This is a genomic window from Nitrosomonas sp., assembly GCF_040240425.1.
Lineage (GTDB): Bacteria > Pseudomonadota > Gammaproteobacteria > Burkholderiales > Nitrosomonadaceae > Nitrosomonas.
Genome location: NZ_QPHG01000021.1, coordinates 1 through 25,936 on the forward strand (window position 1 = coordinate 1; position 25,936 = coordinate 25,936).

At 46.6% G+C, this 25,936-nt stretch carries 29 protein-coding genes and 1 pseudogene; 17 read left to right on the forward strand and 13 right to left on the reverse strand.

Translation table 11 applies throughout. The features are described from left to right. Window positions 1-87 (forward strand): annotated as a pseudogene (locus DU481_RS09485) (IS1595 family transposase); the annotation flags it as partial. Between the two features lie 100 nt (window positions 88-187). Here DU481_RS09485 and DU481_RS09490 read toward each other — a convergent pair. The 4 genes from DU481_RS09490 to DU481_RS09505 all read right to left on the reverse strand — a co-directional run bounded on the left by DU481_RS09490 (window position 188) and on the right by DU481_RS09505 (window position 5,264). Beyond that, the gene (locus DU481_RS09490; RefSeq protein WP_350134028.1) at window positions 188-904 is read right to left on the reverse strand and encodes a GGDEF domain-containing protein; all 717 of its coding nucleotides are present in this window, start codon (window positions 902-904) and stop codon (window positions 188-190) included. A 291-nt stretch (window positions 905-1,195) separates the two neighbouring features. Beyond that, on the reverse strand, window positions 1,196-2,899 hold the full coding sequence (locus tag DU481_RS09495; protein ID WP_350134030.1) for a GGDEF domain-containing protein: 1,704 nt from the start codon (window positions 2,897-2,899) through the stop codon (window positions 1,196-1,198). A gap of 145 nt (window positions 2,900-3,044) precedes the next feature. Beyond that, window positions 3,045-3,677, reverse strand: a complete 633-nt coding sequence (locus DU481_RS09500; RefSeq protein WP_107803953.1) for a response regulator — start codon at window positions 3,675-3,677, stop codon at window positions 3,045-3,047. Between the two features lie 15 nt (window positions 3,678-3,692). Next, window positions 3,693-5,264 (reverse strand): hybrid sensor histidine kinase/response regulator, encoded by a 1,572-nt coding sequence (locus DU481_RS09505; protein ID WP_350134032.1) that lies wholly within the window; start codon window positions 5,262-5,264, stop codon window positions 3,693-3,695. 304 nt (window positions 5,265-5,568) lie between these two features. Between DU481_RS09505 and DU481_RS09510 the strand changes: the two genes are divergently transcribed. The 8 genes from DU481_RS09510 to DU481_RS09545 all read left to right on the forward strand — a co-directional run bounded on the left by DU481_RS09510 (window position 5,569) and on the right by DU481_RS09545 (window position 12,542). Further along, the gene (locus DU481_RS09510; RefSeq protein ID WP_350134034.1) at window positions 5,569-7,020 is read left to right on the forward strand and encodes a flagellin N-terminal helical domain-containing protein; all 1,452 of its coding nucleotides are present in this window, start codon (window positions 5,569-5,571) and stop codon (window positions 7,018-7,020) included. A 98-nt stretch (window positions 7,021-7,118) separates the two neighbouring features. Continuing rightward, the gene (locus tag DU481_RS09515; RefSeq protein ID WP_121167547.1) at window positions 7,119-7,490 is read left to right on the forward strand and encodes a flagellar protein FlaG; all 372 of its coding nucleotides are present in this window, start codon (window positions 7,119-7,121) and stop codon (window positions 7,488-7,490) included. A 28-nt stretch (window positions 7,491-7,518) separates the two neighbouring features. Beyond that, window positions 7,519-9,489 (forward strand): flagellar filament capping protein FliD, encoded by a 1,971-nt coding sequence (fliD, locus tag DU481_RS09520; protein WP_350134037.1) that lies wholly within the window; start codon window positions 7,519-7,521, stop codon window positions 9,487-9,489. 38 nt (window positions 9,490-9,527) lie between these two features. Then, a complete protein-coding gene (gene fliS / locus DU481_RS09525) occupies window positions 9,528-9,956 on the forward strand; it encodes a flagellar export chaperone FliS (protein WP_350134039.1) in 429 nt (142 codons plus the stop codon). A gap of 37 nt (window positions 9,957-9,993) precedes the next feature. Next, window positions 9,994-10,329: a flagellar protein FliT gene (locus DU481_RS09530; protein ID WP_107803947.1), complete on the forward strand. Its 336-nt coding sequence runs from the start codon at window positions 9,994-9,996 to the stop codon at window positions 10,327-10,329. A 71-nt stretch (window positions 10,330-10,400) separates the two neighbouring features. After that, window positions 10,401-11,444 (forward strand): flagellar hook-length control protein FliK, encoded by a 1,044-nt coding sequence (gene fliK, locus DU481_RS09535; RefSeq protein WP_350134041.1) that lies wholly within the window; start codon window positions 10,401-10,403, stop codon window positions 11,442-11,444. Next, window positions 11,431-11,754, forward strand: a complete 324-nt coding sequence (locus DU481_RS09540; protein WP_350134043.1) for an EscU/YscU/HrcU family type III secretion system export apparatus switch protein — start codon at window positions 11,431-11,433, stop codon at window positions 11,752-11,754. The genes fliK and DU481_RS09540 overlap by 14 nt, the downstream gene beginning before the upstream one ends. Before the next feature lie 2 nt (window positions 11,755-11,756). Beyond that, window positions 11,757-12,542, forward strand: a complete 786-nt coding sequence (locus DU481_RS09545) for a flagellar brake protein (RefSeq protein ID WP_350134045.1) — start codon at window positions 11,757-11,759, stop codon at window positions 12,540-12,542. A 47-nt stretch (window positions 12,543-12,589) separates the two neighbouring features. Here the strand turns inward: DU481_RS09545 and DU481_RS09550 are convergent, their stop codons facing one another. Beyond that, window positions 12,590-12,931, reverse strand: coding sequence for a YnfA family protein (locus tag DU481_RS09550; RefSeq protein WP_292669430.1), 342 nt, complete (start codon window positions 12,929-12,931; stop codon window positions 12,590-12,592). Window positions 12,932-12,999: 68 nt separating this feature from the next. Between DU481_RS09550 and DU481_RS09555 the strand changes: the two genes are divergently transcribed. The 3 genes from DU481_RS09555 (at window position 13,000) to DU481_RS09565 (ending at window position 15,028) form a co-directional block, all read left to right on the forward strand. Next, window positions 13,000-13,254: a Rho-binding antiterminator gene (locus DU481_RS09555; protein WP_350117112.1), complete on the forward strand. Its 255-nt coding sequence runs from the start codon at window positions 13,000-13,002 to the stop codon at window positions 13,252-13,254. Between the two features lie 78 nt (window positions 13,255-13,332). Then, the gene (mutY, locus tag DU481_RS09560) at window positions 13,333-14,403 is read left to right on the forward strand and encodes an A/G-specific adenine glycosylase (protein ID WP_350134047.1); all 1,071 of its coding nucleotides are present in this window, start codon (window positions 13,333-13,335) and stop codon (window positions 14,401-14,403) included. Window positions 14,404-14,413: 10 nt separating this feature from the next. Beyond that, window positions 14,414-15,028, forward strand: coding sequence for a 5-formyltetrahydrofolate cyclo-ligase (locus tag DU481_RS09565; protein WP_350134048.1), 615 nt, complete (start codon window positions 14,414-14,416; stop codon window positions 15,026-15,028). Window positions 15,029-15,052: 24 nt separating this feature from the next. Here DU481_RS09565 and DU481_RS09570 read toward each other — a convergent pair whose 3' ends face one another. From DU481_RS09570 to lptC, 8 genes are all read right to left on the reverse strand, one after another. Continuing rightward, entirely contained in the window at window positions 15,053-15,667 is a 615-nt protein-coding gene (locus tag DU481_RS09570) for a flavin prenyltransferase UbiX (protein ID WP_350134050.1), read from the reverse strand. 77 nt (window positions 15,668-15,744) lie between these two features. Next, window positions 15,745-16,698 carry an HPr(Ser) kinase/phosphatase gene (gene hprK, locus DU481_RS09575; RefSeq protein ID WP_350134051.1) on the reverse strand — a complete coding sequence of 318 codons (954 nt, stop codon included), beginning with the start codon at window positions 16,696-16,698 and terminating at the stop codon, window positions 15,745-15,747. Then, the gene (locus tag DU481_RS09580; RefSeq protein WP_090318670.1) at window positions 16,685-17,152 is read right to left on the reverse strand and encodes a PTS sugar transporter subunit IIA; all 468 of its coding nucleotides are present in this window, start codon (window positions 17,150-17,152) and stop codon (window positions 16,685-16,687) included. Before DU481_RS09580 ends, hprK begins: the two co-directional genes overlap by 14 nt. A gap of 73 nt (window positions 17,153-17,225) precedes the next feature. Further along, window positions 17,226-17,552: a ribosome hibernation-promoting factor, HPF/YfiA family gene (gene hpf / locus DU481_RS09585; RefSeq protein WP_090318606.1), complete on the reverse strand. Its 327-nt coding sequence runs from the start codon at window positions 17,550-17,552 to the stop codon at window positions 17,226-17,228. A gap of 18 nt (window positions 17,553-17,570) precedes the next feature. Continuing rightward, window positions 17,571-19,022, reverse strand: coding sequence for an RNA polymerase factor sigma-54 (locus tag DU481_RS09590; RefSeq protein ID WP_350134053.1), 1,452 nt, complete (start codon window positions 19,020-19,022; stop codon window positions 17,571-17,573). A 54-nt stretch (window positions 19,023-19,076) separates the two neighbouring features. Further along, window positions 19,077-19,799, reverse strand: coding sequence for an LPS export ABC transporter ATP-binding protein (gene lptB / locus DU481_RS09595; protein WP_350134055.1), 723 nt, complete (start codon window positions 19,797-19,799; stop codon window positions 19,077-19,079). A gap of 34 nt (window positions 19,800-19,833) precedes the next feature. After that, complete coding sequence (gene lptA / locus DU481_RS09600) at window positions 19,834-20,367, reverse strand: lipopolysaccharide transport periplasmic protein LptA (protein ID WP_350134057.1); 534 nt, start codon at window positions 20,365-20,367, stop codon at window positions 19,834-19,836. Between the two features lie 11 nt (window positions 20,368-20,378). Continuing rightward, entirely contained in the window at window positions 20,379-20,915 is a 537-nt protein-coding gene (lptC, locus tag DU481_RS09605; protein ID WP_256206178.1) for an LPS export ABC transporter periplasmic protein LptC, read from the reverse strand. Between the two features lie 244 nt (window positions 20,916-21,159). Between lptC and nadA the strand changes: the two genes are divergently transcribed. The 5 genes from nadA to smbP all read left to right on the forward strand — a co-directional run bounded on the left by nadA (window position 21,160) and on the right by smbP (window position 25,859). After that, window positions 21,160-22,257, forward strand: a complete 1,098-nt coding sequence (gene nadA / locus DU481_RS09610) for a quinolinate synthase NadA (protein ID WP_350134059.1) — start codon at window positions 21,160-21,162, stop codon at window positions 22,255-22,257. A gap of 124 nt (window positions 22,258-22,381) precedes the next feature. After that, a complete protein-coding gene (gene clsB / locus DU481_RS09615; RefSeq protein ID WP_350134060.1) occupies window positions 22,382-23,554 on the forward strand; it encodes a cardiolipin synthase ClsB in 1,173 nt (390 codons plus the stop codon). A 61-nt stretch (window positions 23,555-23,615) separates the two neighbouring features. Then, on the forward strand, window positions 23,616-24,638 hold the full coding sequence (locus DU481_RS09620) for an L-threonylcarbamoyladenylate synthase (RefSeq protein ID WP_350134061.1): 1,023 nt from the start codon (window positions 23,616-23,618) through the stop codon (window positions 24,636-24,638). A gap of 25 nt (window positions 24,639-24,663) precedes the next feature. Continuing rightward, on the forward strand, window positions 24,664-25,434 hold the full coding sequence (locus tag DU481_RS09625) for an HAD family hydrolase (RefSeq protein ID WP_350134063.1): 771 nt from the start codon (window positions 24,664-24,666) through the stop codon (window positions 25,432-25,434). 71 nt (window positions 25,435-25,505) lie between these two features. Further along, window positions 25,506-25,859: a small metal-binding protein SmbP gene (smbP, locus tag DU481_RS09630; protein ID WP_107803930.1), complete on the forward strand. Its 354-nt coding sequence runs from the start codon at window positions 25,506-25,508 to the stop codon at window positions 25,857-25,859. The last annotated feature ends 77 nt before the right edge of the window (window positions 25,860-25,936 follow it).

Below are 25,936 nucleotides of genomic sequence, written 5' to 3' on the forward strand. Positions count from 1 at the left end.
TTGAAAGAAACCGAATTTCGTTTTAATCATCGCCGTGATAATCTCTATCATGAAATTCTTAAATTGTTACGTTTAAACCCGCTTTAACTTCCTAAGACCCTTTTTTTATTATTCATGCACACTGTTGATCAGAATCCCGGCTTGGTCACAGCAAAACTCTCACTCATGAAAATTTTGTTTGTGTTCGTCAGATCAATGCAGGAATAGCGCGATTTTTTCCTGTGCGCTTCGCTTGATAAAGCGCTTTATCCGCTCGACTTATGACTGAGTTTTGATGTTCGCCGAACGAACGTAGCGCGACACCGGCACTAAACGTTATCGGCAATGCTTGGTTATCCGCTTGGATTGAGTAATTCTTTGTCAAGTTATTTTGTATCCGCTGAATAACAGTCAGCGCATCTTGCATCTCAACATCGGGCAACAAGATGATAAATTCTTCTCCGCCAAAACGCGCCACAATATCGGAAGGCCGAAGTGTTTCTTTGGCTACAGTAACAAAATTGATCAGCACACTATCGCCATATTGATGGCCAAGGTTGTCATTGATTTGTTTAAAGTTATCCAAATCAACCAATACGACCCCCAATGATTGCGCATTCCGGTCTGCCCGAGCGGCTTCGCGCTTAAAAATATCCTCTAAGCCACGGCGATTGAATGCACCTGTCATTTGATCCGTTTGCACAAGCCCTCTTAACTGTTCCAGCTCACTCTTCAGAGATTCAATCTTCTGTTCCGCGCGCTTTACTTGCTCCTGCGCGGTGAAAACTTCATCACTAAATCTCAACCCCCGGGTTTCTGATAATACAATGTCAAGAATCCCGATGATCTCATCAGCGTTATTTGTTTTACGAATCTGCTCGGCATATCGTTCTACTTGCTTGTAATAGTCCTCAGAATCAATCATAGGTTTCTGCTCACTTTTAATAGCATTTGTTGATTTAACCAATCTCAGCATTCTTTTCTGTTTAGTAGCTTCTTGCATGGCTATCCTCCTCAATTAACATCATTAAGTGCCAGACTACGCCAGTTCGGGGGATAATTCGTTGGATTGCGAAGGAGAACCCACTCCGGTATAGACTGCCATGTCAGTAACGTTAACAGAGCAGTCCGTGAATGGATTGAATGAATAAAAAGGGAAATCGGTGCTATTTACCGACAGAAAGAATAAATACTATAACTAACAGAATGTTAAAAATTAATCAGCGATGATGATTTGATTCTTACCACCTTTCTTTGCACGATATAAAGCTTCATCTGCTCGCTTGAAAACACTTTCCTGAGATTCGCCCGCTTGCAACTGCGCAATACCGGCGCTAAAAGTGATGAGCAAACGCTTATTCTCATGCAGGAAGAACTTTTTGGTTAGATTGCGCCGGATTCTGGATAGAATCTGAGTCGCCTCTTCAAGACTTGTGTTCGGCAGCAAGATCACAAATTCTTCACCGCCATAGCGTGACACGACATCTTCGGGACGTGTCGTGTCCTTAACGGATTCAACCAGATAAACCAAGGCATCATCCCCCACTTTGTGACCATGGGTGTCATTCAACAGTTTGAAATTATCAATATCTAGCAACGCAAAACACAATGGCGTCTCATGGCGTATTGACCGGGAGGTCTCTCGCTCAAAAGCAGTATCCAAGCCACGCCGGTTCAGTATCCCGGTCAAATGGTCTTCATGAACCTTTTCGCCCATTTCCTGCAACTCGGTCTCGAGTTGATTGATCTTATCCTGCGCCAGACTCACTTCGGCACGCGCCGCCAGAAAATCATTACGGTAATTGAGTGCGCTTTTTTGCATCTGCTTGGTTTCTTCCATGATCTGCACCAGCAGTTGATTCAGTTCTTTTATATCATCCGTTTTACTGATTATCTCGGAATATTGTTCAAGCTTTTCCTGATACCCTCCGGTCGTATCGCTGAGTTCTTCGATATTGGTAATCAGTGAAGTCACCATCTTTTTCAGGGTCAGCTTGGCTTCACTCAAGTTGCGCCGGATAATTTCCTGCCTCTGTGTGATCTCTTCCAGATAATGCTCGGCTTGTTCGATGACTTGAAGATCCAACGGTCCGGATATCGTTTCGCGTAGTTTATTGATCTGCGCGCCAACCCATTGGTCTTCGGCCAGCAATTCGCCCGTACTCTTCATCAGCATATTGAGCAAATTGAGCAACCCCTGCTGCAATTTCCGGCCGCTCTCGCCGTACTCATCAAACCTACCGCAAAATTGCTTGAACTCCCCGGCAAACCGCTCCATTTCGGCCATCTCTTCAATCTTGCGGACTTGATGAGCCAGCACCTTGGCTTCATCCGCCAGCCCAGTATCATTTACTTGCACGGCAATAACTTGCTCTAGCACTTGCGCCAGCAGCTCCAGCAGTTGATCAGTAACATGGCTGACCGAAGAGCTTGACTCTACCGCGAATGTCTTGGGTCGCGCACCTTCCAGGTCCGCACCGGTTTGTGCAATCGCATCTTCTACTTCGATCGCAGCACTTGATTCTTGGGACGCAGCAGCCAATGCACCCCACGAATCGATCAGCGCCTTTAGCTTATTGTGCAACTGTTTTGAATCTTTCGAAAACTTGGTCAGAACCCGATTGACACCCTCTTTTTTCTTCGCGGTTGTCAGCGTGCCGTGCTTGCTTTCCAATTGTTTCAACAGCGTTTCTATTGTCTCTCCCCAGGCTGGAACGGTATCAATGATTGTATTCTCTATGGGAGATTCGAGACTTACTGAACTCGCAATCGCTGAATTGGTATTTTCTTCTGAGTTACCTGAAATCTGGTTATACAACCTATGGTAATTATCAGGGGTCGGAGGAATTCTAAGCGTTGCAAGCTGCCGCAGAGTTTCACGGGCTATGATGGTTGGGTTGGAGTCTTTTAATTGCTTCATAAAATTGGCCAGAATTTATTACTGCATTAGCAGCAGTTCATAGAGTTCAAAAGTATCGGCCAAGCGGCACAAATCTTGATCATGATCCGATGAGAAAGCCAGAAAAATGGATTAAAAATTGACTCTCCGCAACAGCAATGAAAAATCAGTCGACCAATCTATTTTTAATCGCATAGCGTATAAGCTCCGAATTATTAGTTAGCTTGAGTTTTTCCAGCAAGCGAGCCCGATACACGCTGACTGTCTTGGGGCTTAGGAACATCTCGGCCGATATCTCCGACAATGTTTTACCCGCGGCAATAAAACATAAGGTTTGATATTCCCGGTCGGATAACGTGGTGTGAAGGGGTTTGTCGACATCCGTGTTGATGATATTCGCAAGTTCTTGCGCTACCACCGGACTCACGTACTTATCACCAGCGGCTACTTGCCGGATTGCCACTACCAGTTGAGCGGGCGCGCTTTGTTTATTGAGATAACCGGATGCACCCGCTTTGAGTGCACGAATTGCAAATTCGTGTTCGTTATGCATGCTGAGCATGAGAACGGCCAGACTGGGTCTGTCTTTCTTTATCTGCTTCAAAATTTCAATACCATTTCTGTCTGGCAAAGAAATATCCAGTAGCATGACATCGAAATCTTGCTGCCGTGCAATCTTGATTGCTTGGAATCCCGTCTCTGCTTCACCGGTTACTTTGATGTCATCGGTTTCGCTCAGTATCTGTTTTAGACCTTGACGAACAATTGCATGATCATCAGCAATCATCACACTTATCATGGATACCTCCGGCTTCTAGAGCCGAGAAACCTTCTTTTTTTTCTTCACTGCTTCTAGCGGTACCGGCCGTTCCAATTCACTCTCCAGTCCATTCACATGTCCGGACTGATATTCCAGGTTACCTGTAGGTATGAGAATAGTCACTTTCGTTCCTTTTCCCTTATCTCCGGATATATGAAAATTGCCCTTCAATTGCTGACAACGCTCACGCATGCCTCTTATTCCGAATGAATCCTGCTTTTCCATATCGATATCGGTAATACCACGGCCATTATCAATCACTTCAAGTAAAACCAGTCCTTCTAGTTCAATGAGCTTTACTTGTATCCGGGAAGCGTTGGCATGCTTGGAAATATTCGTCAGCGTTTCCTGAAAAACACGGAAAATCGCTATCGCCAAATCCGAGTCTAGCGATATTTCATCTTCTTCACACGAAACTTTACAAGCAATACCATTCCGGTCACTGAATTCTTTTGCTTGCCATTGAACAGCCGCTACTATGCCGCAATCCAAAATACCCGGACGCAAATCAAGAGAAATCCGCCGGGTACTATCAATCACCCGATCCACAAGCGACTCAATCGATTTTGCTTTTTGTTGATAAAACTCCTGCTTTCTCGCCGTTGAGTCCATGCAGGGAAACAACTCGCATTTAATAGCAGTTAATGTTCCCCCGATATCGTCATGAATTTCGCGCGCAATACGCGCACGCTCTTGTTCCTTCACTCTTTGCAGATAAGACGATAATTCCGCCAGTTGTTCACGGGAGCGCGCGATTTCTCTCTCCGCCAGCTTATTTCGCGTAATGTTAATCATGATGCCATCCCAGAGTGTTGCATTATCCGACACTCTCCTAGGCGTAGCACGCAGGCTGATCCATTTGATATCACTGTCACCTTTCACCTGAATACAGCCTTCCCAGTTCCAAGTTGATAGCTGCTCCGCGGAGGTAACCATTAACTGATGGTAAGTTTTTTTGTCTTCTTGCAAGATCAACTCCGGAAACAGTTCCGGTCTATCCATCAGCATCTGGGGCGACAATCCCAATAATGTCTCACTGGCATCACTCACATACGGAAAGCTTGCCTGATGATTACCCGATAATAAAAATTGAAATACGACACCAGGAAGGTTGGAGGTGATCACTTGAAAAAGCGCTTCGCTCTTCTGTAGCGCAGTCTGTGTGGTGATAAAACGCTGATAATTCTCAACTTCATGCAAGCTGCGCCGGATTGCCGGTACCAATCGGGCCAGATTTGATTTCATTATGAAATCATAAGCACCTAAAGCCATGATATGTTCGGCTGCTTCTTCACCTACGTGACTGGATATGATAATCAGCGGTATATCGAGCTCTTTGCTTTTTATGACTTGCAAAACTTCCTGAGCACTCAGTCGAGGTAAATCATAATCCGATAGCACCACATTCCAATCCCGAGTCATTAGGGCATCATGCAAAGCTTCAGCCGTACTAACACACAGGCAATCAGTCTTAAAACCGCCTTGCGAAAGTATTTGCAACGCCCGATCGATATCCTTCTCGGAATCCTCGACCATCAGTATGTTCAGTTTCTCTTCATTAATCATCTCAGCATATTACCGGTTGAAGTCGATATAACATATAACTTCTCTTAACTTGTCAAATTAACTGACTGAATATATTCCCAATTTTACAAGATAATTTTACGAGAGAAAATCATTTTATACCATGAATAGCTCATATTAACCAATCAATTGGACAAAAACCATGAAAGTAAAATCCTAAACTTTTCAAATTGATTTCCGATAACTGCAATCAACGGTGGTTACACACCCTCTTGGATTGCAGGGCAGCCAACGTCGTAAATGGCAATTATGCCAAAACAAATAGTTATCAAAAAGGAGAACCCAAATGCCACAAATCATTAACTCTAATGTAGCCTCATTAAATGCGCAACGTAACCTGAACACTTCACAAAATGCATTAAATACTTCATTGACACGTTTATCATCTGGTTTACGTATTAATAGCGCAAAAGACGATGCTGCCGGTCTCGCAATTTCAGAAAGAATGACTTCACAAATTCGCGGTTTAAACCAAGCAGTGCGTAACGCGAACGATGGCATCTCTCTGTCGCAAACCGCCGAAGGTGCACTGGGTGAAATCGGCAACAACTTGCAACGTATTCGCGAACTGGCAGTACAATCCGCCAATGCAACCAATAGTGCCAGTGATCGCGCCTCACTACAAGCTGAAGCCGCTCAATTAAGTGCTGAGGTAACCCGTGTCGCCAGTCAGACTCAATTTAACGGTCTGAACTTGCTGGATGGCTCTTTCCTTAACCAAAGCTTCCAGGTCGGGGCTAATGCAAACCAAACCATTAATATTTCTTCAATCTCAGATGCACGCGCTACTGCATTAGGCAGCCACATTTTAACCACCAATGGTACGGCAATGGGTACAGCAACCGCTGCTGCCGCTGCATCTGCCGCCAATGGTGTTGCGGTTGAAGCGGGCTTAACGCTAGCCAATAACAAAGGCGTCACCGGTAACATTAGCTATGCAGCAGGTGATGATGCTAAAACCATTGCCGCCGCCATTAATACGGCGGCCTCCGGTATCGGTATTACTGCAACCGCATCCAACAGTGCCACACTAGGCAATTTGTCGGGAACTGGCACTACTGCGCTGACAATCAATGGCAGCACAGTTTCTGCCACAATCACCGATGCCGCCGATCTAAGCGGTTTGGCTTCCGCTATTAATGGATTGCAATCCACTACCGGCGTCACCGCCTCATTCGCTTCTTCGACGGACAAATCGGTAATTACACTGTCAACCTCAGACGGTAGAGACATTGTATTGGCAGATTTCACCAATGGCGCCATCACCGCAGATGTCACTGCCGGCTCAACTACAAGAACGCTAACCAGTGGTGGTAACGACTCAACAACCGTCACAGGTACCATTGAACTTTCGAGCGCCTTCGGACAGATCACTGCAGCGGGAAGTAACGCCACGGAATTTGGAGCTACCTCTAGTTCTTTTAACTCTGTTGCCACTTTGGATATCTCTACCGGAACCAACGCACAGACAGCAATTAAAACATTGGATGAAGCTTTAAAAGCCATCAATAGCTCACGTGGTGATTTGGGTGCAATTCAGAATCGTTTCAGTTCGACCATCGCAAACCTGCAAACAGCGTCGGAAAATCTGTCTGCTTCTCGCAGCCGGATTCAAGATGCTGACTTTGCCGCAGAATCTGCCAACCTAACGCGCGGACAAATTCTGCAACAAGCTGGTGTAGCGATTCTGGCGCAAGCAAATTCACTACCCAATAACGTTTTATCACTATTACGTTAAGTAGATCGTAACAGATGATATTTCGTATTAAATAAAGCTGATAGAACGCGGAATTCAAGAAATATTCCGCGTTTCTCTCAACTTTAAGGAGTTACAACATGACTATAAATCAAATAAATACTATCGGCGCACTTCCACCGTCTTCGCCACCATTGTCGACATCTCGAAAATTATCCATATCTAATGCAGATGTAGTTGCATCACCCGTCTCAACCGCAGACCCTAGAGTTAATAGCAGCCCGAGATCCGAGGATCAAGTTAACGAGGCTGTTCAAAAAATTCAAGGTACTGTGGATAATCTGGCACACAACTTGCGATTTTCAATTGATGAGGATACTGGGAAAACAATTATTAAAGTAATGGATGTGCATACCGAAGAAATTATCCGCCAGATTCCATCAGAAGAAGCTGTTGAAATAGCCCGCACCTTAGACAAAGTCCAAGGATTGTTATTCAACGGAAAAGCATAATTACAATCATATTGGATAGAGCTCAGAAATGCTTTCATCTCCAGGAATCGGATCAGGCTTAGATGTCAATGGCATAGTCAGTAAGTTAATGGCGGCGGAAAGCCAGCCACTTACCGCTCTTGATGCAAAAGAAGCTAAACAGCAAACCCGGTTAACTGCTTTTGGTACTTTGAAGGGGGCATTATCTTCATTTCAGAGCAACCTTGTGGCACTGTCCGACCCGGCAAAATTTACCGCCGTCACGGCTAATTTTTCTGATACAACATTGGCCAGTGCAAGCGCATCATCGTCAGCAGTCACTGGAAGTCATTCTGTAGAAATCCAAACACTCGCTCAAGCTCAGAAATTAAAATCGGCTAACTTTGCAAACACCAGTGCCACAGTCGGTAGCGGCACTTTAACGATTCAGTTTGGCACATACAATAGCGGTACATTTACGCTTAATCCGGATAAAGCTGCACAGTCTATTATCATTTCCCCAAGCAATTCATCGCTATCTGGTATTCGTGACGCAATTAATCAAGCGAATGCGGGAGTAAACGCCAGTATAGTCAATGATGGAACAGGCAATCGCTTAGTTGTTGCATCTCAAGATACTGGTTTAAGTAATGCTCTGAAAATAACTGCGACTGATACCGATGGTAACAACATCGATAATGCCGGACTCTCCCAGCTTGTTTATGATGCATCGACTGGTGGCACGACCAACCTGACTCAAACGATGGCCGCTAGTAATGCCACACTGGTTATCGATGGTATCTCAATCAGCAAAGCGTCAAACAATATCACGGATGCTATTGAGGGCGTCACATTAAATTTATTAAAAGCAAATCCTGGCACCACATCTACCTTAAATTTATCGCGAGATACAGCAGGCATTCAAAACGTTGTGTCATCATTTGTAAAATCCTTTAACGATTTGAACAAGACAATTGTTGATCTATCGAAATATGATGCAGCAACAAAGCAAGCATCAATTTTAACTGGGGATTCAACAGTTAGATCAATTCAAACACGAATACGTAGTGCAATTTCTGATCCATTGACTACTGCGGGTGGAGGTTTAAGCTTATTATCAGAGACCGGCATTTCCTTTCAGTCGGATGGAACACTTAAATTGGATTCAGCTAAGCTATCAAAGGCACTGAATGATCCAACCAAAGATATCTCAACTCTATTTGCTTCTGTTGGAAAAACCAGCGACAGTCTCGTCTCATTTACCAGCGCCAAACCCGAAACCGTCAATGGCAAATATGCACTGAATATCAGCCAAATTGCAACACAAGGTACCGCAATTGGTAGCACCGCGGCAGCATTAACCATCAATACGGGGGTTAATGATTCACTGAATCTCACCATTGATGGCGTTAATGCCAGTATAACCCTTGCAGCCGGTACTTATACGGCAACCTCTCTGGCAGCTGAGATTCAATCAAGAATTAATGGCACATCTGCAATTTCCTCTGCAGGTGTCAAAGTAGCAGTGAGTCAGTCTGCTGGAAATCTAGCTATTACCTCAGATCGTTATGGCTCTGCCTCAACCGTATCCATTACAGGTGGAAATGGCAAATCGGATTTATTTGGCACACCCGTTGAAACTGCAGGAGCAAACGTAGCTGGCACGATAAATGGCGTCACTGCAACAGGTTCTGGCCAGACTCTAACCGGTGCCGCTGATAGCAGCGGACTCGTACTCAAAATAACTGGAGGCAGCACAGGTGCAAGAGGGGATATAGATTTCGCGCATGGTTTTGCAGCAAAATTGAATAAATTGGTGGGAGGAATGCTGAACGGCCAGCTAATTGACAGTCGCATTGATGGTATAAATTCGTCTATCAAAGATATAGGAACACAACGAGAAACTTTAACTCAGCGCCTTGCTGATACAGAAAAACGAATACGCGCTCAATTTACCGCATTGGATACAACCATTGCCAGCATGACTCAAACCAGCAATTTTTTACAACAGCAATTATCCAGATTGCCAAAATCAGAATAACCAGCAACCAGTCTCGTCAATAAATAAAGGAGTACAAAATGTATACAGCCATGAACAGTGCGATATCCGCTTACCAACGTGTTGGTGTTGAAACAGGAATTGAGTCGGCCGATCCGCACAAGCTCATTTTGATGCTATTCGAAGGTGCGCAAGAAGCTTTGGCAAAAGCCAAAATGCATATGCACCACAATGAAATTGCCGAGAAAGGGCAAATGATCTCAAAAGCTATCATGATCATTGATCACGGCCTAAAAGCAAGTCTGGATATGAATGCCGGTGGTGATCTAGCAGTTAAGCTTCAAGCACTCTACGATTACATGGCATATCGACTTCTGGTTGCCAATATCCAGAATAATCTTGAAATTGTCAACGAGGTCAGCAAATTGCTATCTGAGTTGCATGGCGCTTGGAAAGAAATTGGGCAAACCGGTGAAACACAAACCACAATCAAAGCAGTCGCAGTCTAGCTCACAATTCTGAATAAAAATAAGGGTACAAAGATAAATGGATAGTGTACAAACACTGAAAACATACAATGCTATTTTAGCAACTACTGGAAAAATGCTGGCGGCAGCTCAAAATAGCGAATGGGATCAATTAATACAATTGGAACAGGAATGCAGGCAGTTAACCGAAGTACTTATTAAGAACGACCAGGAGCCCATATTAGACGAAGAATTACTTCAAAAGAAAGTAAAAATTATCCATCAAATATTAGCTGATGATGCGCAAATCAGAGCGATCACAGAGCCATGGATGATGAAACTGCAAGATATGCTCTACACGAATAGCCGTACACGTAATCTTCAACTAGCTTATCAACCCGTTAGCAATCTATAAATACACATTAGAAACAATATGCCACACTCAGAATTTTTCCAATTCATTATTTAGATTTAAGATGAGTTGTCGTGATTCCGACCATAATTAAAACAGATGTAGCTGCAATTTCAAATCAAATCAAGCCAACCGCCCCCGTTACGCCCGTAACGGCGATACTCGATTCACAAACCTCTCCCGCAGAATTCATACAAGGTCAAAAGTATCAAGCACTAGTTGAATCGCGCTTATTGAATGGTGATTCACGGGTATTGGTTGCAGGCAGGTCATTACAAATGCGTCTGCCTGAAAATTTTCAACCGGGTAACAAACTGCAACTCGTTTTCATCTCGAATGAACCAAAGCTTGAGTTTCTGGCCTTGAGCGATACACCATCAGATAATGAAACAAATAATACATCCATAAGCACCACTGGGCGTTTCTTGGGAGCGCTGATGCAAAATATCCTGAAGCAAGCGCCAGCAAATGCGCCGGATACCCCAGCCACGCAATCACTCAGCAGCTCCGCTCCTATTCTGACCAGTGCGCCAATAAATAGCACTGATTTACCCAGTTTATTGCAAAAAGCAATTGTGCAAAGTGGTTTATTCTATGAATCACACCAAGCGCAATGGGTTAATGGAGAAAATACACTTGAAAACTTGCAGCAAGAGCCTCAAGGAAAATTAATGCTGGTCACGGCTGATTTGTCTACTGCCAAAGTGGCTGCAGCGGCTTCGTTAAGTCCGGAGATGCCGGTGCACACTCAAGCAATCCCGCTAGTGCAACAACAGCTGACCACCTTGGAAACCGGTCATCTGCTTTGGCGCGGAGAAGTCTGGCAAGGTCAGTCGATGGAATGGGATATTCATGAACAGCCCGCAGACGAAAAGGCGCAGGAAAATGAGCTCGATCAAGCAGCGCAGTGGCGCACACAGCTTCGTTTATCGATGCCTCAGCTGGGTGATATTACCGCCAACATTGCGCTGAGTGCAAATGGCATCAGCATCAAACTGAACGCCGCGCAATTAGAAACTGCCGGTTTATTGAAAGGTAATCAACTACCACTCGCCACCGGCATGCAATCCGCAGGGTTAAATATTCGCGCGGTAGAGGTCGAGTATGATGGAGGATGAGTCTTACCTTACTGCAGTTGCACTCGCTTATCGCGAAGGGCAAATTGCCCCTAAAGTCGTTGCCAAAGGCCGCGGTCTGATTGCCCAAGAGATTATTAAACGCGCCAAAGAAACCGGAATCTATGTTCATGAATCGAGTGAACTGGTCGCGCTACTCATGCAAGTGAACCTTGACGATCGAATTCCGCCCCAACTTTACCTCGCTGTGGCGGAGTTATTAGCATGGCTTTACAAATTGGAGCAAGGCAAAGCAACTTTAACCGCAAATAGCCTGAACAAAAAGATTACACAGAAAATTCTGGAGAATTAATAATGTTGCATACATCCGACCAAGTCACTGAAGAGCCTACCGTATTTACACCCACTCAATTCTCTCGAGAAGAAATGAGCGAGAATTTCCGCATCCATTCGGAAATCGATATTCTCTTTATTCTTCGAGGGATTATGCAAACAAATTCATTAATCACTCTCTATCCCGATTACGCCAGTGATTTTATTTTAACTTCAATCCTCGCGATCGACACGAACAAAAAAGAAATGGTGATTGATTATGGCATCGATGACAAACATTGCCAGAAAGCACTGCATTCCAAAGCACTGGTCTTTGTAACCACGCAAAATAGAGTAAAAATTGAATTTGTTTGCGATCAAATCAGAAAAATTCAGTATGACGGTAAAGATGCTTTCGCAGTCAATATTCCTAAATCACTGTTACGCATACAAAGAAGAAATCATTTCCGCATTACCACTCCCATCGCCAAACCGCTTAAATGCGTCATTCCAATTCCAGGAAAGGACGCATCCACAAAAGCTGAAGTGGCATTACTCGATATCAGCTGCGGCGGAATCGCCGTGATTGATCACCATCCAATCATTGATTTTGATCCAGGCATGATCTATAGCGATTGCGTAATCGCCCTTCCGGAAATCGGAACCATCACGGTCACCATTCAGGTAAAAAATACCTACGAAATCACGTTGCGTAACGGACAGAACTGCATGCGCGCAGGATGTCAATTCATAGAACTGGCAGCCAGCATGGAAGCGATGATTCAACGCTATATTATCAAGCAGGAACAGATAAGAAAAATCAAATAACTGTTCGGAAAACAACTTGTAACACCGGAATACGCCAGTCAGTTTTGCTATAAATACCGGTCCAGTTGTCTTCCGTACATAATCACGATTACCCCGATCAGGCAGATACTTACTCCAATCCAATCCGTCATTGCCGGGCGGATAGCATCGACCGCCCACAACCACATCAGCGCCACACAGATATAAACACCGCCATAAGCGGCATAAACACGGCCAGCCGCTTGCGGATGCAGTGTCAACAACCAAACAAATATTACCAAACTGACCGCTGCGGGGAAAAGCAACCAGAACGGCTTGCCTCCTTTCAAATAGAGGTACGGCAGATAACAACCGATTATTTCAGCGAGCGCAGTAACGGTAAATAAACCCAGTGTTTTTAGAATTTCCATAATTTGATTTTGCAGCTTTAGTATCGTGTATATTATGCCCTCATACTATCATTTAAGGATTCATCACCATGACTCAAGACGCAATTTCATGCGATCTTCATGATTTTGTGGAGGTTGCTTGCATGTACGGCTACCAGCTGAAACTCATCTTAAAAAACGATCAAATTATCGAAGGAAAAGCCATCGATATTGTCAATTCACCCGAGAAAAATGAATGCCTGGTGATCGATAGCGATACGCGGCAGCAAGTCGAATTAATCCGTCTCGCCAAAATGGAAGTGCTAACACCCAATGCCAAATTCAGTGAAGTCATTTTCCCGTAAATCTTGCCAAAGAGTGATCGCAATATAGCAATCATGACAGTTTTTCCAGGTCACCTGCTCCGGCGCATTTGAGCTTTCATGTCGTTTATAGCATCCCGGCTTATCCATTGGCATTCCGACCATGGCCGTCACCACTTGCCTTGGCAACGGAGTCGCGATCCCTATGCGATTTGGCTATCTGAAATTATGTTGCAGCAAACGCAAGTCAATACGGTCATTCCTTATTACACCCGGTTTATGCAGACATTCCCAACCGTTGCTAGTTTGGCACAAGCACCACTCGATGCGGTATTGGCTTTGTGGAGCGGACTTGGCTACTACTCACGCGCGCGCAATCTGCACCGGACGGCTCAAAGGATTATGCAGGATCATCAAGGCCAATTTCCCGCCGCCCGGGAAATTATTCAGCAACTGCCAGGAATCGGGCGATCCACCGCCGCCGCTATCGCCGTCTTTTCTTTTGGCCAACGCGAAGCGATCCTGGACGGCAACGTTAAGCGAATCTTGACGCGTTATTTCGGCATTAGCGGTTATCCCGGAGAAACCAGGGTTCAGAGCCTGCTGTGGGAGAAAGCGGAAGAATCACTGCCCGTTGACTACAGCGACGGTGCAATTGAAACCTATACGCAGGCGCTCATGGACCTGGGCGCTACCGTTTGCATACGCAAAACTCCGCGCTGTGAAGTCTGCCCGCTGCAGTCACAGTGCGCTGCATTCCAGCAACAACGTGTGAATCAATTGCCGTCCGCCAAACCCCGTAAGGCGCTGCCACAAAAAGAAACCGTATTTTTATTGCTAATGTGGCAGCAGAAATTGCTTTTGCAAAAAAGAGCTTCTTCGGGTATCTGGGGAGCATTGTGGTGCCCTCCGGAAATCGAAACCGGTACCGATGCGATTCATTATTGCCAGCATCAGCTTGGCGTCAAGGTTCACTCACCGCTTGAGTTACCGGTTCTGGATCATCAATTCACACATTTCAAGCTGCGCATTCATCCGCGCTTGCTCCATGTTGTGCCGGACTCTGGGATTACAAAACCAGAATCAATCTGGATCAACCCGGTTGATGCGCTTGAACAAGGTATTCCGGCGCCGGTCAGAAAACTGTTAAAACAAAATTTTTTATCTGACAACGCCATTCACCGCGTTTAAATTAAGACTCATGGACAATTTACCGGAATGGAAGAAACAGCAGCGCAAGCATTTAATCGCAGCCCGCGAAGCCATCCCGGCGGAAATCCATCAACAATGGAGCCGGGCCATTTCCGGCTTTCTCAAGCAAGGTTTGCAACAACCGCAGAAAATGATCATCGGGATTTATTGGCCATTTCGCGGCGAATACGATCCGCGCCCGATCGCCCAGTATTTTTTGCAACAGGGCGCCATCCTTGCTTTGCCGGAAATAACCAGCAAAAACGAGCCGCTTTGTTTCCGAGAATGGTCGCCGGATACACCGATGAAAAGCGGCGCTTACGGTATTCCAGTCCCGCTGGAAACTCCGATTGTCCGGTTGGATGCTCTGATTATACCGATGGTCGGTTTTGATCAACATGGCTACCGGTTAGGTTACGGCAGCGGTTACTTTGACCGCACCTTGGCTACTTACGAACGCCAGCCGCTGACCATCGGTGTGGCTTTTGAGCTGCAACGGCTCGACAGTATTTATCCGCAAGCACACGATATCTCGATGCACTATGTGGTAACCGAAGCTGGAATTTTTCGCACTAAGGATCATCAGCTCATGCCTGCTTCGATACTGCAAGATACGCCTCAGTAACACAACCGGAGAATAAAACGAGCGTCAGTTATCCGTTCCCCAGCGCGCAATCAGATCATGCTTGACACCCAAGTGATCCAGAATGCGAGCTGCGACGAAATCCACCAGATCCTGCACCGCATGTGGATGATGATAAAAACCGGGATTGGCTGGAAGAATGATTGCACCGCTTCGCGCCAGTTTGAGCATATTTTCCAGATGAATGACAGAAAACGGCGTTTCTCTTGGGACGATAATGAGCGGCCGGTGTTCCTTTAACATGACATCGGCTGCGCGCTCAATCAAATTCTGACTCAGACCGGCAGCGACCGCAGCCATGGTACCCATGGTGCATGGGCAGATCACCATCGCATCGGCCGGGTTAGAACCGGAAGCAACCGGCGCAAACCATTCCTCGCGTCCGAACACCCGCAATTGTCCATCCGGCGCCTGGTACCGGCGGCTAAAGAATGCTTCCGTTTCCTTGGCGCTGGATGGCAACGCCAGATTCATTTCCTGTTGCGCAACAATCTGCGCTACTTTTGAATACAGCAGGTAGACTTGTTTGCCTTCCCGCAACAACATTTCCAGCAAACGAATACCGTACGGCATGCCCGATGCGCCCGTCAACGCCAAGGTAATTGTTTGAGGATTGTTCATAACATCCGTGTTGACCTGGAGATCGCTCCCGGAAAGACTGAGAAAAATAAACACGCAAGAATTTATCCGCGCCGGGATTAATTCTTATCGGTTAATTCGTTATTCATCTCACGTTCGTGGCGTTCAATGAATTCCTTCGTGCCATCAATGCCGCGCAATTGCAACACGTAATTCCGTACCGCCGCTTCCACCAAAACAGCCAAATTACGGCCAGCCGCGACGGGAATAACAACCTTGCGGATATCGACACTCATAATGTTCTCGGTCAGATCGCTGATCGGCAGGCGCTCCAACTGACCTGAGCTGGATCCGCCGCCATTTTGCAAATGCACGATCAATTTCATGTTTTTGCGCCGCCGCACCGCCGTTTCACCGAAAATGGTGCGGATGTTCAGCATGCCAAGACCGCGCACTTCCAGATAGTCCCGGAGCATCGGTGGACAGAGACCTTCCAATGTTTCCGGTGCGATACGCCGTAATTCCACTACATCATCTGCAACCAAGCCATGACCGCGGCTGATCAATTCCAGCGCTAATTCACTTTTACCGACCCCGCTTTCGCCGGTTATCATCACCCCCATGCCGAGCACATCCAAAAGCACGCCATGCAAGCTGCACGATGGCGCCAGCGCGGTGCTCAGATAGGTGCGGATCAACCAGATCACCTCCAAGCCGGGATAAGGCGAATGCAGCAACGGAATATTGTTTGCGCTCGCCATATTAAAGATCGGCGGCGGCACTTCGGCGTTATCCGCGACAATGATGCAGGCCAGATTAATCTGCGTGAGCTGATTGATCTTTTTCTCCAGTGAAGCGGCTTCCAGCTTGTTCAAATAATGAATTTCATCACTGCTGATGACTTGAATCCAGTCCGGATGAATGAAATTCAAGTGACCGATCATACCCTGCCCCGATTGCGCGATCTCTTCATCGCTCAGCTCGATGGCGGCGCCGGCCTGACCCGTGATCCAGGTCAGTTTGAGTTTGTCTTTTTTATCCTCGAAAAGCTGTGCAATACTAATTCGCGACATTGGGTTCCCAGTCGGTAATGAGCTTATGGATCTCCGCAGCGTCCTTGCATTTCAGGATGCTTTCACGAAACTGCTTATCACTGAACATCTGCGCCAGCTCGCTTAGAATCTGCAAATGCTTGTCAGTGGCTTTTTCCGGAACCAGCAGAATGCAGGCAATATTAACCGGTTGACCGTCAGGCGCATCAAACGGTATCGCCTCCTTCATGGTCACCAGCGCAGCGATCGCTTCGCGCAATCCCTTGATCCGGCCATGCGGGATAGCGACACCCTGCCCTAATCCGGTTGAGCCGAGTTTCTCACGCGCAAACAGGCTATCGAAAACCTGGCTGCGCGCAATTTGATTCGTATTTTCAAATAACAATCCGGCTTGTTCAAAAACACGTTTTTTGCTGCTGACATCAAGATCGACAATGACATTCGTCAATGGCAGCAATTGCGAAATTTGATTCATGGAAAATGGAATACTTTCTTCTAAATGATAATGCCGCGAATCATGCTGAAACCGCATGACTCGCGGCATCTTATTATTGTTCAAGCTCTTGATCTTTCAACGCGCCATGATTGCGCCGTTCAAGATTTTTTTCCTTGTGTTTGAGGATTTGCCGGTCCAGTTTGTCTACCAGACTATCAATCGATGCGTACATGTCTTCGCTGTCGGCTTCGACAAAAATATCTTTACCGCGTATATGAACATTAGCTTCAGCCTTTTGCTTAAGCTTTTCAACCGAGAGAATGACGCTGACATCAATGACATGATCAAAATGGCGTTTAATTTTACTGATTTTTGAAGTGACATAATCACGCATGGCATCAGTAATCTCTACATGGTTACCGGTAAGTTTAAGGTTCATATCCTTCCTCTAATTTGATTAAATGGACTTGCGAAGATTTGCCGCGGGAATCTGTAGCGATTCCCGGTACTTCGCAATGGTTCGACGCGCAACAACAATACCCTGTTGCTCAAGAATACTTGAAATTTTATTATCGCTCAGCGGCTTCCTTGGATTTTCTTCCTGTACCAATTGTTTGATCAACGCACGAATCGCCGTGGCTGAACAAGCACCGCCTGAATCTGTGGCAACATGGCTGCCAAAAAAATATTTGAGCTCAAAAATACCTCGCGGAGTATACATAAATTTTTGTGTCGTTACCCGTGATACTGTGGACTCATGCAGATCCAAAGTTTCCGCAATCTCGCGCAGCACCAGCGGGCGCATAGCAATCGCACCGTGTTCAAAAAATTGCTGCTGCCGCTCCACGATGGCATTGGCTACTTTCAGAATGGTATTGAAGCGTTGTTGTATATTTTTTATTAACCATTTGGCCTCATTCAGCTGACTGACTAATTGACGCGCGGAATGATGCTCCTGTTTGAGTATGTTAGCATAGAGATGGTTTATATTGAGGCGCGGAATCGCATTCGCATTAAGATGCGCAACCCATACGCCGCCTCTTTTCGTCACCGTAATATCGGGCACAATGTAGCGTTCGCTATGAGAACCAAATTGAGCACCCGGCTTAGGATTCAAACTGGTAATCAGTTTGTTGACCGCACGAAGGCTTTCATCATCACACGCCAACAGCTTTTTTATTTGACCGAAATCATGAGAAGCTAGAATTTCCAGATAATCTCGCACCACCTTGATCGCTTGATCACGGTGACCGGCATTACTTGGCATCGCCTGTAGCTGCAATAACAAGCATTCCTGCAAATTACGCGCCCCCACGCCCGCAGGATCAAAATGCTGCAAACGTTGCAGCGCACTCTGCAAATCATCTGAACCGATGTTCAATTCCGAGGGCAGCAGAGTCATCAACTCGTTTAAGTCCTGTAACAGATAGCCATCATCGTCCAGACTGTCGATTAGCAGCCCGATAATTATTTTTTCACGCTCGGAAATCTGACTCAGACATGTTTGAAAATTCAAGTGCTCCCGCAAGCTTAACGGCTTGTCAGGTATTTGCGGTCCATCCAGATCATCATCTTCAGGAGCACCATAAGAGACAATATTGTCCTGCTGCCATTCTGGATCATGCTCAAAATCTTCTTCGCGCTCCGCTTTAACTTCGGTCGATTCCACTTCTGCTGAGATAGCGTCAGAATCTGCTGATTCGGAAGCGGTTTCCGGGTTATCGGATGAGACAACCGCTGGCGGGGCGCCCCATTCTTCCCCCAATTCCAGCAATGGATTCTCTTGCACCATTCTTTCAATTTCTTGATTCAGCTCAACGGTGGATAATTGCAACAACCGGATAGATTGCTGCAACTGGGGAGTCAGTCTGAGTTGCTGCGATACCTTTAATTGGAGTGTCTGCTTCATAATCCTGAAAAAACAATAATCGCCAATCGATTCAGTTGCAGTCCGCCCGGAACGCTATAGCCGGAAGTGTTCCCCCAAATAGACTTCTCTAACTTTTTCATTATTGATGATCTCTTCAGGTTTACCTTGGGCCAGCACGTGGCCTTCGCTGATGATATAAGCCCTGTCACAGATTCCTAAAGTCTCGCGCACATTATGATCGGTAATGAGAACACCAATCCCCCTTTCTTTTAGAAAGGAAATCACTTTCTGAATATCGATGACAGCAATCGGATCAACGCCGGCAAACGGTTCATCCAACAGAATAAACCGCGGCTGGGACGCCAATGCACGCGCTATTTCAACACGGCGGCGTTCACCTCCGGACAGACTGATTGCGGCATTATCGCGCAAATGACTGATGTGCAAATCGTGTAATAAGTCATCTAAATACCGCTGTTTCGTGTCTTCATCAAAAGGCTGCAACTCCAGTATCGCCAGAATATTTTCTTCAACGGTCAACCGCCGGAAAATGGAAGCTTCTTGCGGCAGGTAACTTAATCCGAGTTTTGCGCGCTGGTGAATCGCCATCTGACCTAAATCCTGATCGTTCAGATAAATTCCGCCGCCATCCAGCGGCACCAAGCCGACAATCATGTAAAAGCAGGTCGTCTTACCGGCACCATTGGGCCCCAGTAAGCCAATCACCTCACCGCTGCTCAGTGAAAAAGAAACATCCTGCACAACCGTACGTGATTTATAGCGTTTTTTTAAATTATTCGCTCTTAACTCACTCATTTTATGAGATTTATTCCACGCTTTAATCGGTGATTCATTCTTCGGGTCTGTTTTTAGGTTGAATGGTGATGCGCACCCGTTTATCGGGACCGCTTTCAACGCCGCGCTCTTTGCTGCCGACAACCTTGAAAAACTCGGTGTTCATGTCATAGGAAATATAGTCGCCCTGCACTTCATCGGAACCGCGCTTCAACCGCGCTTGCCGGAACAATTCAATCTTGTCCGCTTTACTATCGTATTCCGCCCGTTCGCTCCATCCTTCAACGTATTCATTCATACGATCACGCTTTTGCCGGAAACTCACCAAGTCTCCCGTTGCGGTGGCATGCCGGAATCCTTGCATATCCTCCTTCATCACCACTTTATTAGCCAGTATCCGCATCGTTCCTTGCGTCAGTACGACATTTCCGGTGAATGTGCTAATCCGGCTGCCTTCCTTACGATTCACATCCTCCACCGTGGCGTGATCCGCTTCCAGACGGATCGGTTTTTCACGATCGGCTCGCTCAGCCACTGCCGGTTGGATAAAAAATAAACTAGTAAAACCAATAACGAACAGTATCTTCATATTTTATTCAATTACTTTGTATTAACAGCTTTTACATTGGATAGGAGCTGTATTATCCCGGTGCGGTTATTGAACTCCAGTCCATTCGCATTAACCGTGGTCTTGAATCTAGAAATGGCTACGGCCTGATCTGACTTAATCAAGCTTTCATCCGGAATAAGATGCAAGAAATTAGTCGCTAAAGTAATCTTGCTTTTATCATCATCCGCTCCTCTGACGGCTGTCACATCTCCGGTTAAATAAATATCCTTACCTTTACTGATTATGACCGCCCGATCCGCAAACAAACGTATCAACGGTTTTTCCGGCTCGATATTGGTGAAATTGACATGCTCCAATTCCGTAACCTTATCATCAAGATAATGAAATAATTTTTGCGCGGTGAATTTACGCTGAACCGCATGTTCGTATTCTATCCGGATGCCGGATAAATTCTCCGCAATATAATCCGGATTGCGATACAAATAATCATCCTTAATTTGTTCCAGCGGCCGGGTCAGACGATCCAGCCAGAAAGTCAAAAAGATCAACAAAACTATGAGAATCAAAGGAGATCTGATATGTAGGCGAGCGCTCATCTGGAAATTTTATTCGTTTCTCTAACCGCGGCAATTTGGAATCGGACGACCACTGCCGATTAAAATTTCCACTTTCATGAATTATAACAGAACACTAATTCTCATTTTGTGAATAGATTTTCACCGCAGTCCTTTAAATTTCAGCTTGAATCTATATCTTAAAGTAGAGTAATGTTCATCATTCAATCAACAAATTGGGAAGAATAAGATCGCAATGCATCAAGAAGCCTTTGAATTTGAACAGTATGATCAACTGCAGGATGAAATATGTGCACAACGCATCATCAGCGCCAAAAAAGCGTTGGGGAAGCGCGCCGTCATTCTGGCTCATCACTATCAACGCGCCGATGTATACCGGCACGCAGACTTGACCGGTGACTCCTTAAAGCTTTCCCATCTTGCCGCGCAGACGGATGCTGATTATCTGGTGTTCTGTGGTGTGCACTTCATGGCGGAAGTTGCAGATATGCTTTCCAGTCCGGCGCAAATCGCTATTCTGCCCGACATGGCGGCCGGCTGCTCCATGGCCGACATGGCCAATCTCGCCAACGTCGAACGCGCCTGGCGTGAGCTTGCGGAAATACTGAATCCCGATGAAGTGATTACCCCCGTAACCTACATCAATTCCGCCGCCGACCTGAAAGCGTTCTGCGGGGAACACGAAGGCATCGTCTGCACCTCCAGCAATGCCGGTAAAATTCTGGAATGGTCGTTCAAACGGCGCGAAAAAGTGCTGTTTTTTCCTGACCAGCATCTGGGCCGCTGGAGCGGGCATCAATTAGGCATTCCGTTGGATGAAATGGTGGTATGGAATTTTGACGAACCGATGGGCGGATTGACGCCCGAACAAATCAAGAAAGCCAAAATTCTGTTGTGGAAAGGTCATTGCTCCGTACATCAAATGTTTCAGCCGCAGCATATTATCCGTTTCCGCAATCAACACCCCGATGGCATTGTCATTTCGCACCCGGAATGCAGCTTTGAAGTGTGCAAGGCATCGGACTATGTCGGTTCGACGGAATACATCATAAAAACCATCGCAGCCGCGAAAAGCGGCACACGCTGGCTGGTTGGCACGGAATTGAATCTGGTCAGCCGGATCGCCGAGGAATTCAAATCACAGGACAAGATTGTCCAGTTCATGTCACCGATGGTGTGTATGTGTTCGACCATGGCGCGGATCGATCCCCAGCATCTGGCTTGGGCACTGGAAAATCTGGTTAATGGCAATGTGGTCAATCAGATCAAAGTGCCTGAACACGAAGCCAAACTGGCAAAAGTGGCGCTGGATAGAATGCTGAGCATCTCGTAATCGCGTCGCATCAATCCATGTCGGGAAATCCGCCCACCATGTGTTGCAACATTCCGGAAGATTTCCATCGGCTGGTTGATCGCGCGTTCACGCTTATCACACCGGTACAGCCTTTGTTTTCTCCATGAGAAATTTTCACTTTGCTGAGAACAATCAAATCACTTTATTGCACAATGGCGCTGAGTATTTTCCGGAACTAGAAGCCGCAATCGACAAAGCACACACTGAAATCCACCTCGAAACATATATTTTTGAATACGATGCGATTGGCCAAAAAATCACCGATGCTTTAAAACGCGCGGCTCAGCGTGGTGTAGCGGTATTTCTGCTGCTTGATGGTTTCGGTTCACAGGATTTCCCCCGGGAAGAAATACAGCGGATGCTGCAAGCGGGCATAAGAGTACTTATATTCCGGCCGGAATATATTTTCTCAAAACCGCGCCGCTACCGGTTGCGTCGTATGCATCGCAAATTAGTGATCATTGATGCACAAACCGCTTTTATCGGCGGAATCAATATCATCGACGACGAACATAACCCGGAAAATCTGACCCCGCGTTTCGATTATGCCGTCATTATCCGCGGCCCGTTACTGATGCAAATCCATAAGGCGGCGCGGCATTTATGGCTGATCGTCGCTTGGGCGCATTTTAAGAAGCGCTGGGTTCATCCTGCCGCGATTAAACCATCGGGGGAGCCATGCGGAAATCAAAAAGCCGCATTGCTAATACGCGATAATTGGCGGCATCGTCACGATATCGAACACGCTTATTTGGATTCTATTAATCAGGCACATAGCGAAATTATTATTGCCAACGCCTATTTTCTGCCAGGAAGAAAATTCAGCAACGCGCTGAAGAATGCCGCACAGCGCGGCGTGCAAGTCGAACTTTTGCTGCAAGGTAAAATCGAATACCGCTTGCAGTATCATGCCACCCAAGCCCTGTACGAAAATCTCTTGGGGGCGGGAATTAAAATTTATGAATATAATCGCAGTTATTTACACGCAAAAGTAGCAGTCATTGATCAGCATTGGGCCACAGTCGGCTCTTCCAATATTGACCCATTTAGTTTGCTGCTCGCGCGTGAGGCCAATGTCGTCATTGAAGATCGCGAATTTGCCGCTACCTTAAGAACCAGTTTAAAAATGGCCATTGAGCAGCAATCGGTCCCTGTGACACCGGCCAGCAAAAGTATCTTTTCATGGCGCAACTACATCGTGAATTGGCTAAGCTTTCATATCGTGCGGATGATGCAAGGCATACTGGGGTATGACTGGCATGACAATACACCGTGATTCATTTCGCCGCTCCATAGCATGAGCGTTTGCCTTAAATTGAGAATCGAAAGTTACAACAATGGAACCAACGCTATCCACACCACAGTCCGGGTTAACCACGGAGCAACAACAGCAGGTTACTGCTGCTGCGCAGATATTATGCGCAGGCGGAACAGTTGCGTTTCCAACTGAGACTGTCTACGGTCTGGGTGCCGATGTCACCAATCCTTCCGCTATCCACAAGATATACCGGATAAAACAACGCCCTGCGGATCATCCACTAATTGTCCATATTGGCGCTATCACTCATTTACATTATTGGGCGCAAGCGATACCGGAATCCGCTTGGAAGCTGGCGCAGCACTTCTGGCCCGGGCCTTTGACAATCATCCTGCAGCGCAACCGGCGCATACCCGATTGCGTAACGGGAGGACAGAATACTGTAGGGTTGCGTATGCCAGCGCATCCCATCGCGTTGGCTTTGCTGCAAGCATTGGGGCCGGAAAAAGCATTGGCGGCGCCATCGGCCAACCGGTTCGGGCGTATCAGTCCGACCACAGCCGCGCACGTGCAGCAAGAATTAGGTCCGGAAGTCGATATGATCCTGGATGGCGGTGCGTGTGCCGTCGGTTTGGAAAGCACCATCATTAGTTTTCACGATGACTTACCGCAAATACTCAGACCGGGAGGAATTGCGGTATCCGCCCTTGAGACGGTGCTGGAAGGCCCGGTTCTGCTGCCGCACAATGGCCAGCAAACCATCCGTACTTCTGGATCCTTACCCGCGCATTATGCACCGGCAACGCCATTGAGAATTTACCCTGCGGAGCAACTATGGCAGCGCGCAGTGGCTTTGGCGGAACAAGATTTGCGCATACTGGTCATAACCTGGTCCCATAGCGCTCAGTCACGGCCCGCCTTGAGTCAATCCATCGAACAATTCGCCATGCCGTCCGATCCTGTCGCGTATGGCCAGCAACTGTATGCCAGATTACGGCAGTTTGACCGGGCAGCATTTGATTATCTGCTCGTTGAGGCGCCGCCAGATCATCCGGGATGGTTAGCCGTCACGGATCGTTTGCAACGCGCCAGCTATCACTGATTCAACACTTACTACAACTAATACAATGAATACAAATAATAAATTACAAGCTGTACTATTTGATGTTGACGGCACGCTTGCCGACACGGAACAGGACGGTCATCGCCTGGCTTTCAATGCTGCCTTTAAACAATTCCATCTCGACTGGAATTGGGATATCGATCTTTATGGTGAGTTACTGCAAATCACCGGTGGCAAGGAGCGGATTCGCTATTTCATGGAAAGATACGCGCCCGCCGAGCTCGATAAAAGTAATCTGACCGAATGGATCGCCAGTTTGCACAAAACCAAAACCAAGCATTTTGAGTCGTTGATGGAAACCGGCAACATCCCGTTACGTCCGGGTGTCGCCCGGTTGATTCACGAGTTGCGCCGGGAAAAAGTAAAGCTTGCGATCGCAACCACGACGACGATGGAAAATGTCACCGCGCTGCTTAAATCGACACTAGGTGAAGAATCGATCGGCTGGTTTGATGTGATCGGTGCCGGCGACATTGTACCGTTGAAAAAACCAGCGCCGGATATTTACCACTGGGTGCTCGATCAGCTCAAACTAACCGCGCCGCAATGCATCGCCATTGAAGATTCGGAGAACGGTTTGAAATCAGCACGAGCAGCAAATCTTTCCACCCTCATTACCGTCAGCGGTTATACCCGTTCACAAAATTTTAGCGGTGCGGTGACTATTCTGTCCGATCTGGGCGAACCATCCCAGCCATTCACGCACATGGGTGGTGTGGCCCTTGAGCAAGGATGGGTCGATCATAAAACACTCAATAGCCTGATCAATCTTTAGTCCCGTTTGTACAAACATGATCACTATTGAATACTGGCAATCATTTCTTAACCAGCACGGAGGGTAGTAGTATGAAACTCAAGCAAACTTTAGCGATCACTGTAATCGGCGCTTTGTTTTACTTCAGTTCACAAGCCATTGCAGCGGATGCACGCCAACATACAACGGAAGCGATAAAACACGCGGAGGATGCGCAGATTCACGGCAAAGCCGGACATAGCAAAGCATTGCTGGATCATGCGCAAGAAAGCCTCACCCATGCAAAAGCCGCCGAAAAAGAGTCTGCTGAGGCACACCAACACATAACCGAATCGATCAAGCATTTAGAAGAAGCGATTGCGCATGCGAAACAAGATCATGCGGAGGAAGCGACCAAACATACTGCCGAGGCGTTGAAACACCTGCGGCATTCTGTTGCTGAATAAAAAAACAGCGGAAATGAAAAAGCGCATAACCTTCTAGAGTTATGCGCTTTTTTATTCTATCGAACTGGTTTACTACC

Excerpts from the sequence above, each read along its gene's own strand:
- DU481_RS09565 (WP_350134048.1), top strand. The coding sequence starts at position 14,414 with ATGGACAATTTACCGGAATGGAAGAAACAGCAGCGCAAGCATTTAATC.
- lptA (WP_350134057.1), bottom strand. The coding sequence starts at position 20,367 with ATGAAGATACTGTTCGTTATTGGTTTTACTAGTTTATTTTTTATCCAA.
- DU481_RS09540 (WP_350134043.1), top strand. The coding sequence starts at position 11,431 with ATGATGGAGGATGAGTCTTACCTTACTGCAGTTGCACTCGCTTATCGC.
- hpf (WP_090318606.1), bottom strand. The coding sequence starts at position 17,552 with ATGAACCTTAAACTTACCGGTAACCATGTAGAGATTACTGATGCCATG.
- DU481_RS09625 (WP_350134063.1), top strand. The coding sequence starts at position 24,664 with ATGAATACAAATAATAAATTACAAGCTGTACTATTTGATGTTGACGGC.
- clsB (WP_350134060.1), top strand. The coding sequence starts at position 22,382 with ATGAGAAATTTTCACTTTGCTGAGAACAATCAAATCACTTTATTGCAC.
- DU481_RS09545 (WP_350134045.1), top strand. The coding sequence starts at position 11,757 with ATGTTGCATACATCCGACCAAGTCACTGAAGAGCCTACCGTATTTACA.
- DU481_RS09505 (WP_350134032.1), bottom strand. The coding sequence starts at position 5,264 with ATGATTAATGAAGAGAAACTGAACATACTGATGGTCGAGGATTCCGAG.
- DU481_RS09510 (WP_350134034.1), top strand. The coding sequence starts at position 5,569 with ATGCCACAAATCATTAACTCTAATGTAGCCTCATTAAATGCGCAACGT.
- DU481_RS09580 (WP_090318670.1), bottom strand. The coding sequence starts at position 17,152 with ATGAATCAAATTTCGCAATTGCTGCCATTGACGAATGTCATTGTCGAT.
- DU481_RS09515 (WP_121167547.1), top strand. The coding sequence starts at position 7,119 with ATGACTATAAATCAAATAAATACTATCGGCGCACTTCCACCGTCTTCG.
- nadA (WP_350134059.1), top strand. The coding sequence starts at position 21,160 with ATGCATCAAGAAGCCTTTGAATTTGAACAGTATGATCAACTGCAGGAT.
- fliS (WP_350134039.1), top strand. The coding sequence starts at position 9,528 with ATGTATACAGCCATGAACAGTGCGATATCCGCTTACCAACGTGTTGGT.
- lptB (WP_350134055.1), bottom strand. The coding sequence starts at position 19,799 with ATGAGTGAGTTAAGAGCGAATAATTTAAAAAAACGCTATAAATCACGT.
- DU481_RS09620 (WP_350134061.1), top strand. The coding sequence starts at position 23,616 with ATGGAACCAACGCTATCCACACCACAGTCCGGGTTAACCACGGAGCAA.
- DU481_RS09500 (WP_107803953.1), bottom strand. The coding sequence starts at position 3,677 with ATGATAAGTGTGATGATTGCTGATGATCATGCAATTGTTCGTCAAGGT.
- hprK (WP_350134051.1), bottom strand. The coding sequence starts at position 16,698 with ATGTCGCGAATTAGTATTGCACAGCTTTTCGAGGATAAAAAAGACAAA.
- DU481_RS09490 (WP_350134028.1), bottom strand. The coding sequence starts at position 904 with ATGATTGATTCTGAGGACTATTACAAGCAAGTAGAACGATATGCCGAG.
- smbP (WP_107803930.1), top strand. The coding sequence starts at position 25,506 with ATGAAACTCAAGCAAACTTTAGCGATCACTGTAATCGGCGCTTTGTTT.
- DU481_RS09570 (WP_350134050.1), bottom strand. The coding sequence starts at position 15,667 with ATGAACAATCCTCAAACAATTACCTTGGCGTTGACGGGCGCATCGGGC.
- DU481_RS09530 (WP_107803947.1), top strand. The coding sequence starts at position 9,994 with ATGGATAGTGTACAAACACTGAAAACATACAATGCTATTTTAGCAACT.
- mutY (WP_350134047.1), top strand. The coding sequence starts at position 13,333 with ATGTCGTTTATAGCATCCCGGCTTATCCATTGGCATTCCGACCATGGC.
- DU481_RS09590 (WP_350134053.1), bottom strand. The coding sequence starts at position 19,022 with ATGAAGCAGACACTCCAATTAAAGGTATCGCAGCAACTCAGACTGACT.
- fliD (WP_350134037.1), top strand. The coding sequence starts at position 7,519 with ATGCTTTCATCTCCAGGAATCGGATCAGGCTTAGATGTCAATGGCATA.
- DU481_RS09555 (WP_350117112.1), top strand. The coding sequence starts at position 13,000 with ATGACTCAAGACGCAATTTCATGCGATCTTCATGATTTTGTGGAGGTT.
- DU481_RS09550 (WP_292669430.1), bottom strand. The coding sequence starts at position 12,931 with ATGGAAATTCTAAAAACACTGGGTTTATTTACCGTTACTGCGCTCGCT.
- DU481_RS09495 (WP_350134030.1), bottom strand. The coding sequence starts at position 2,899 with ATGAAGCAATTAAAAGACTCCAACCCAACCATCATAGCCCGTGAAACT.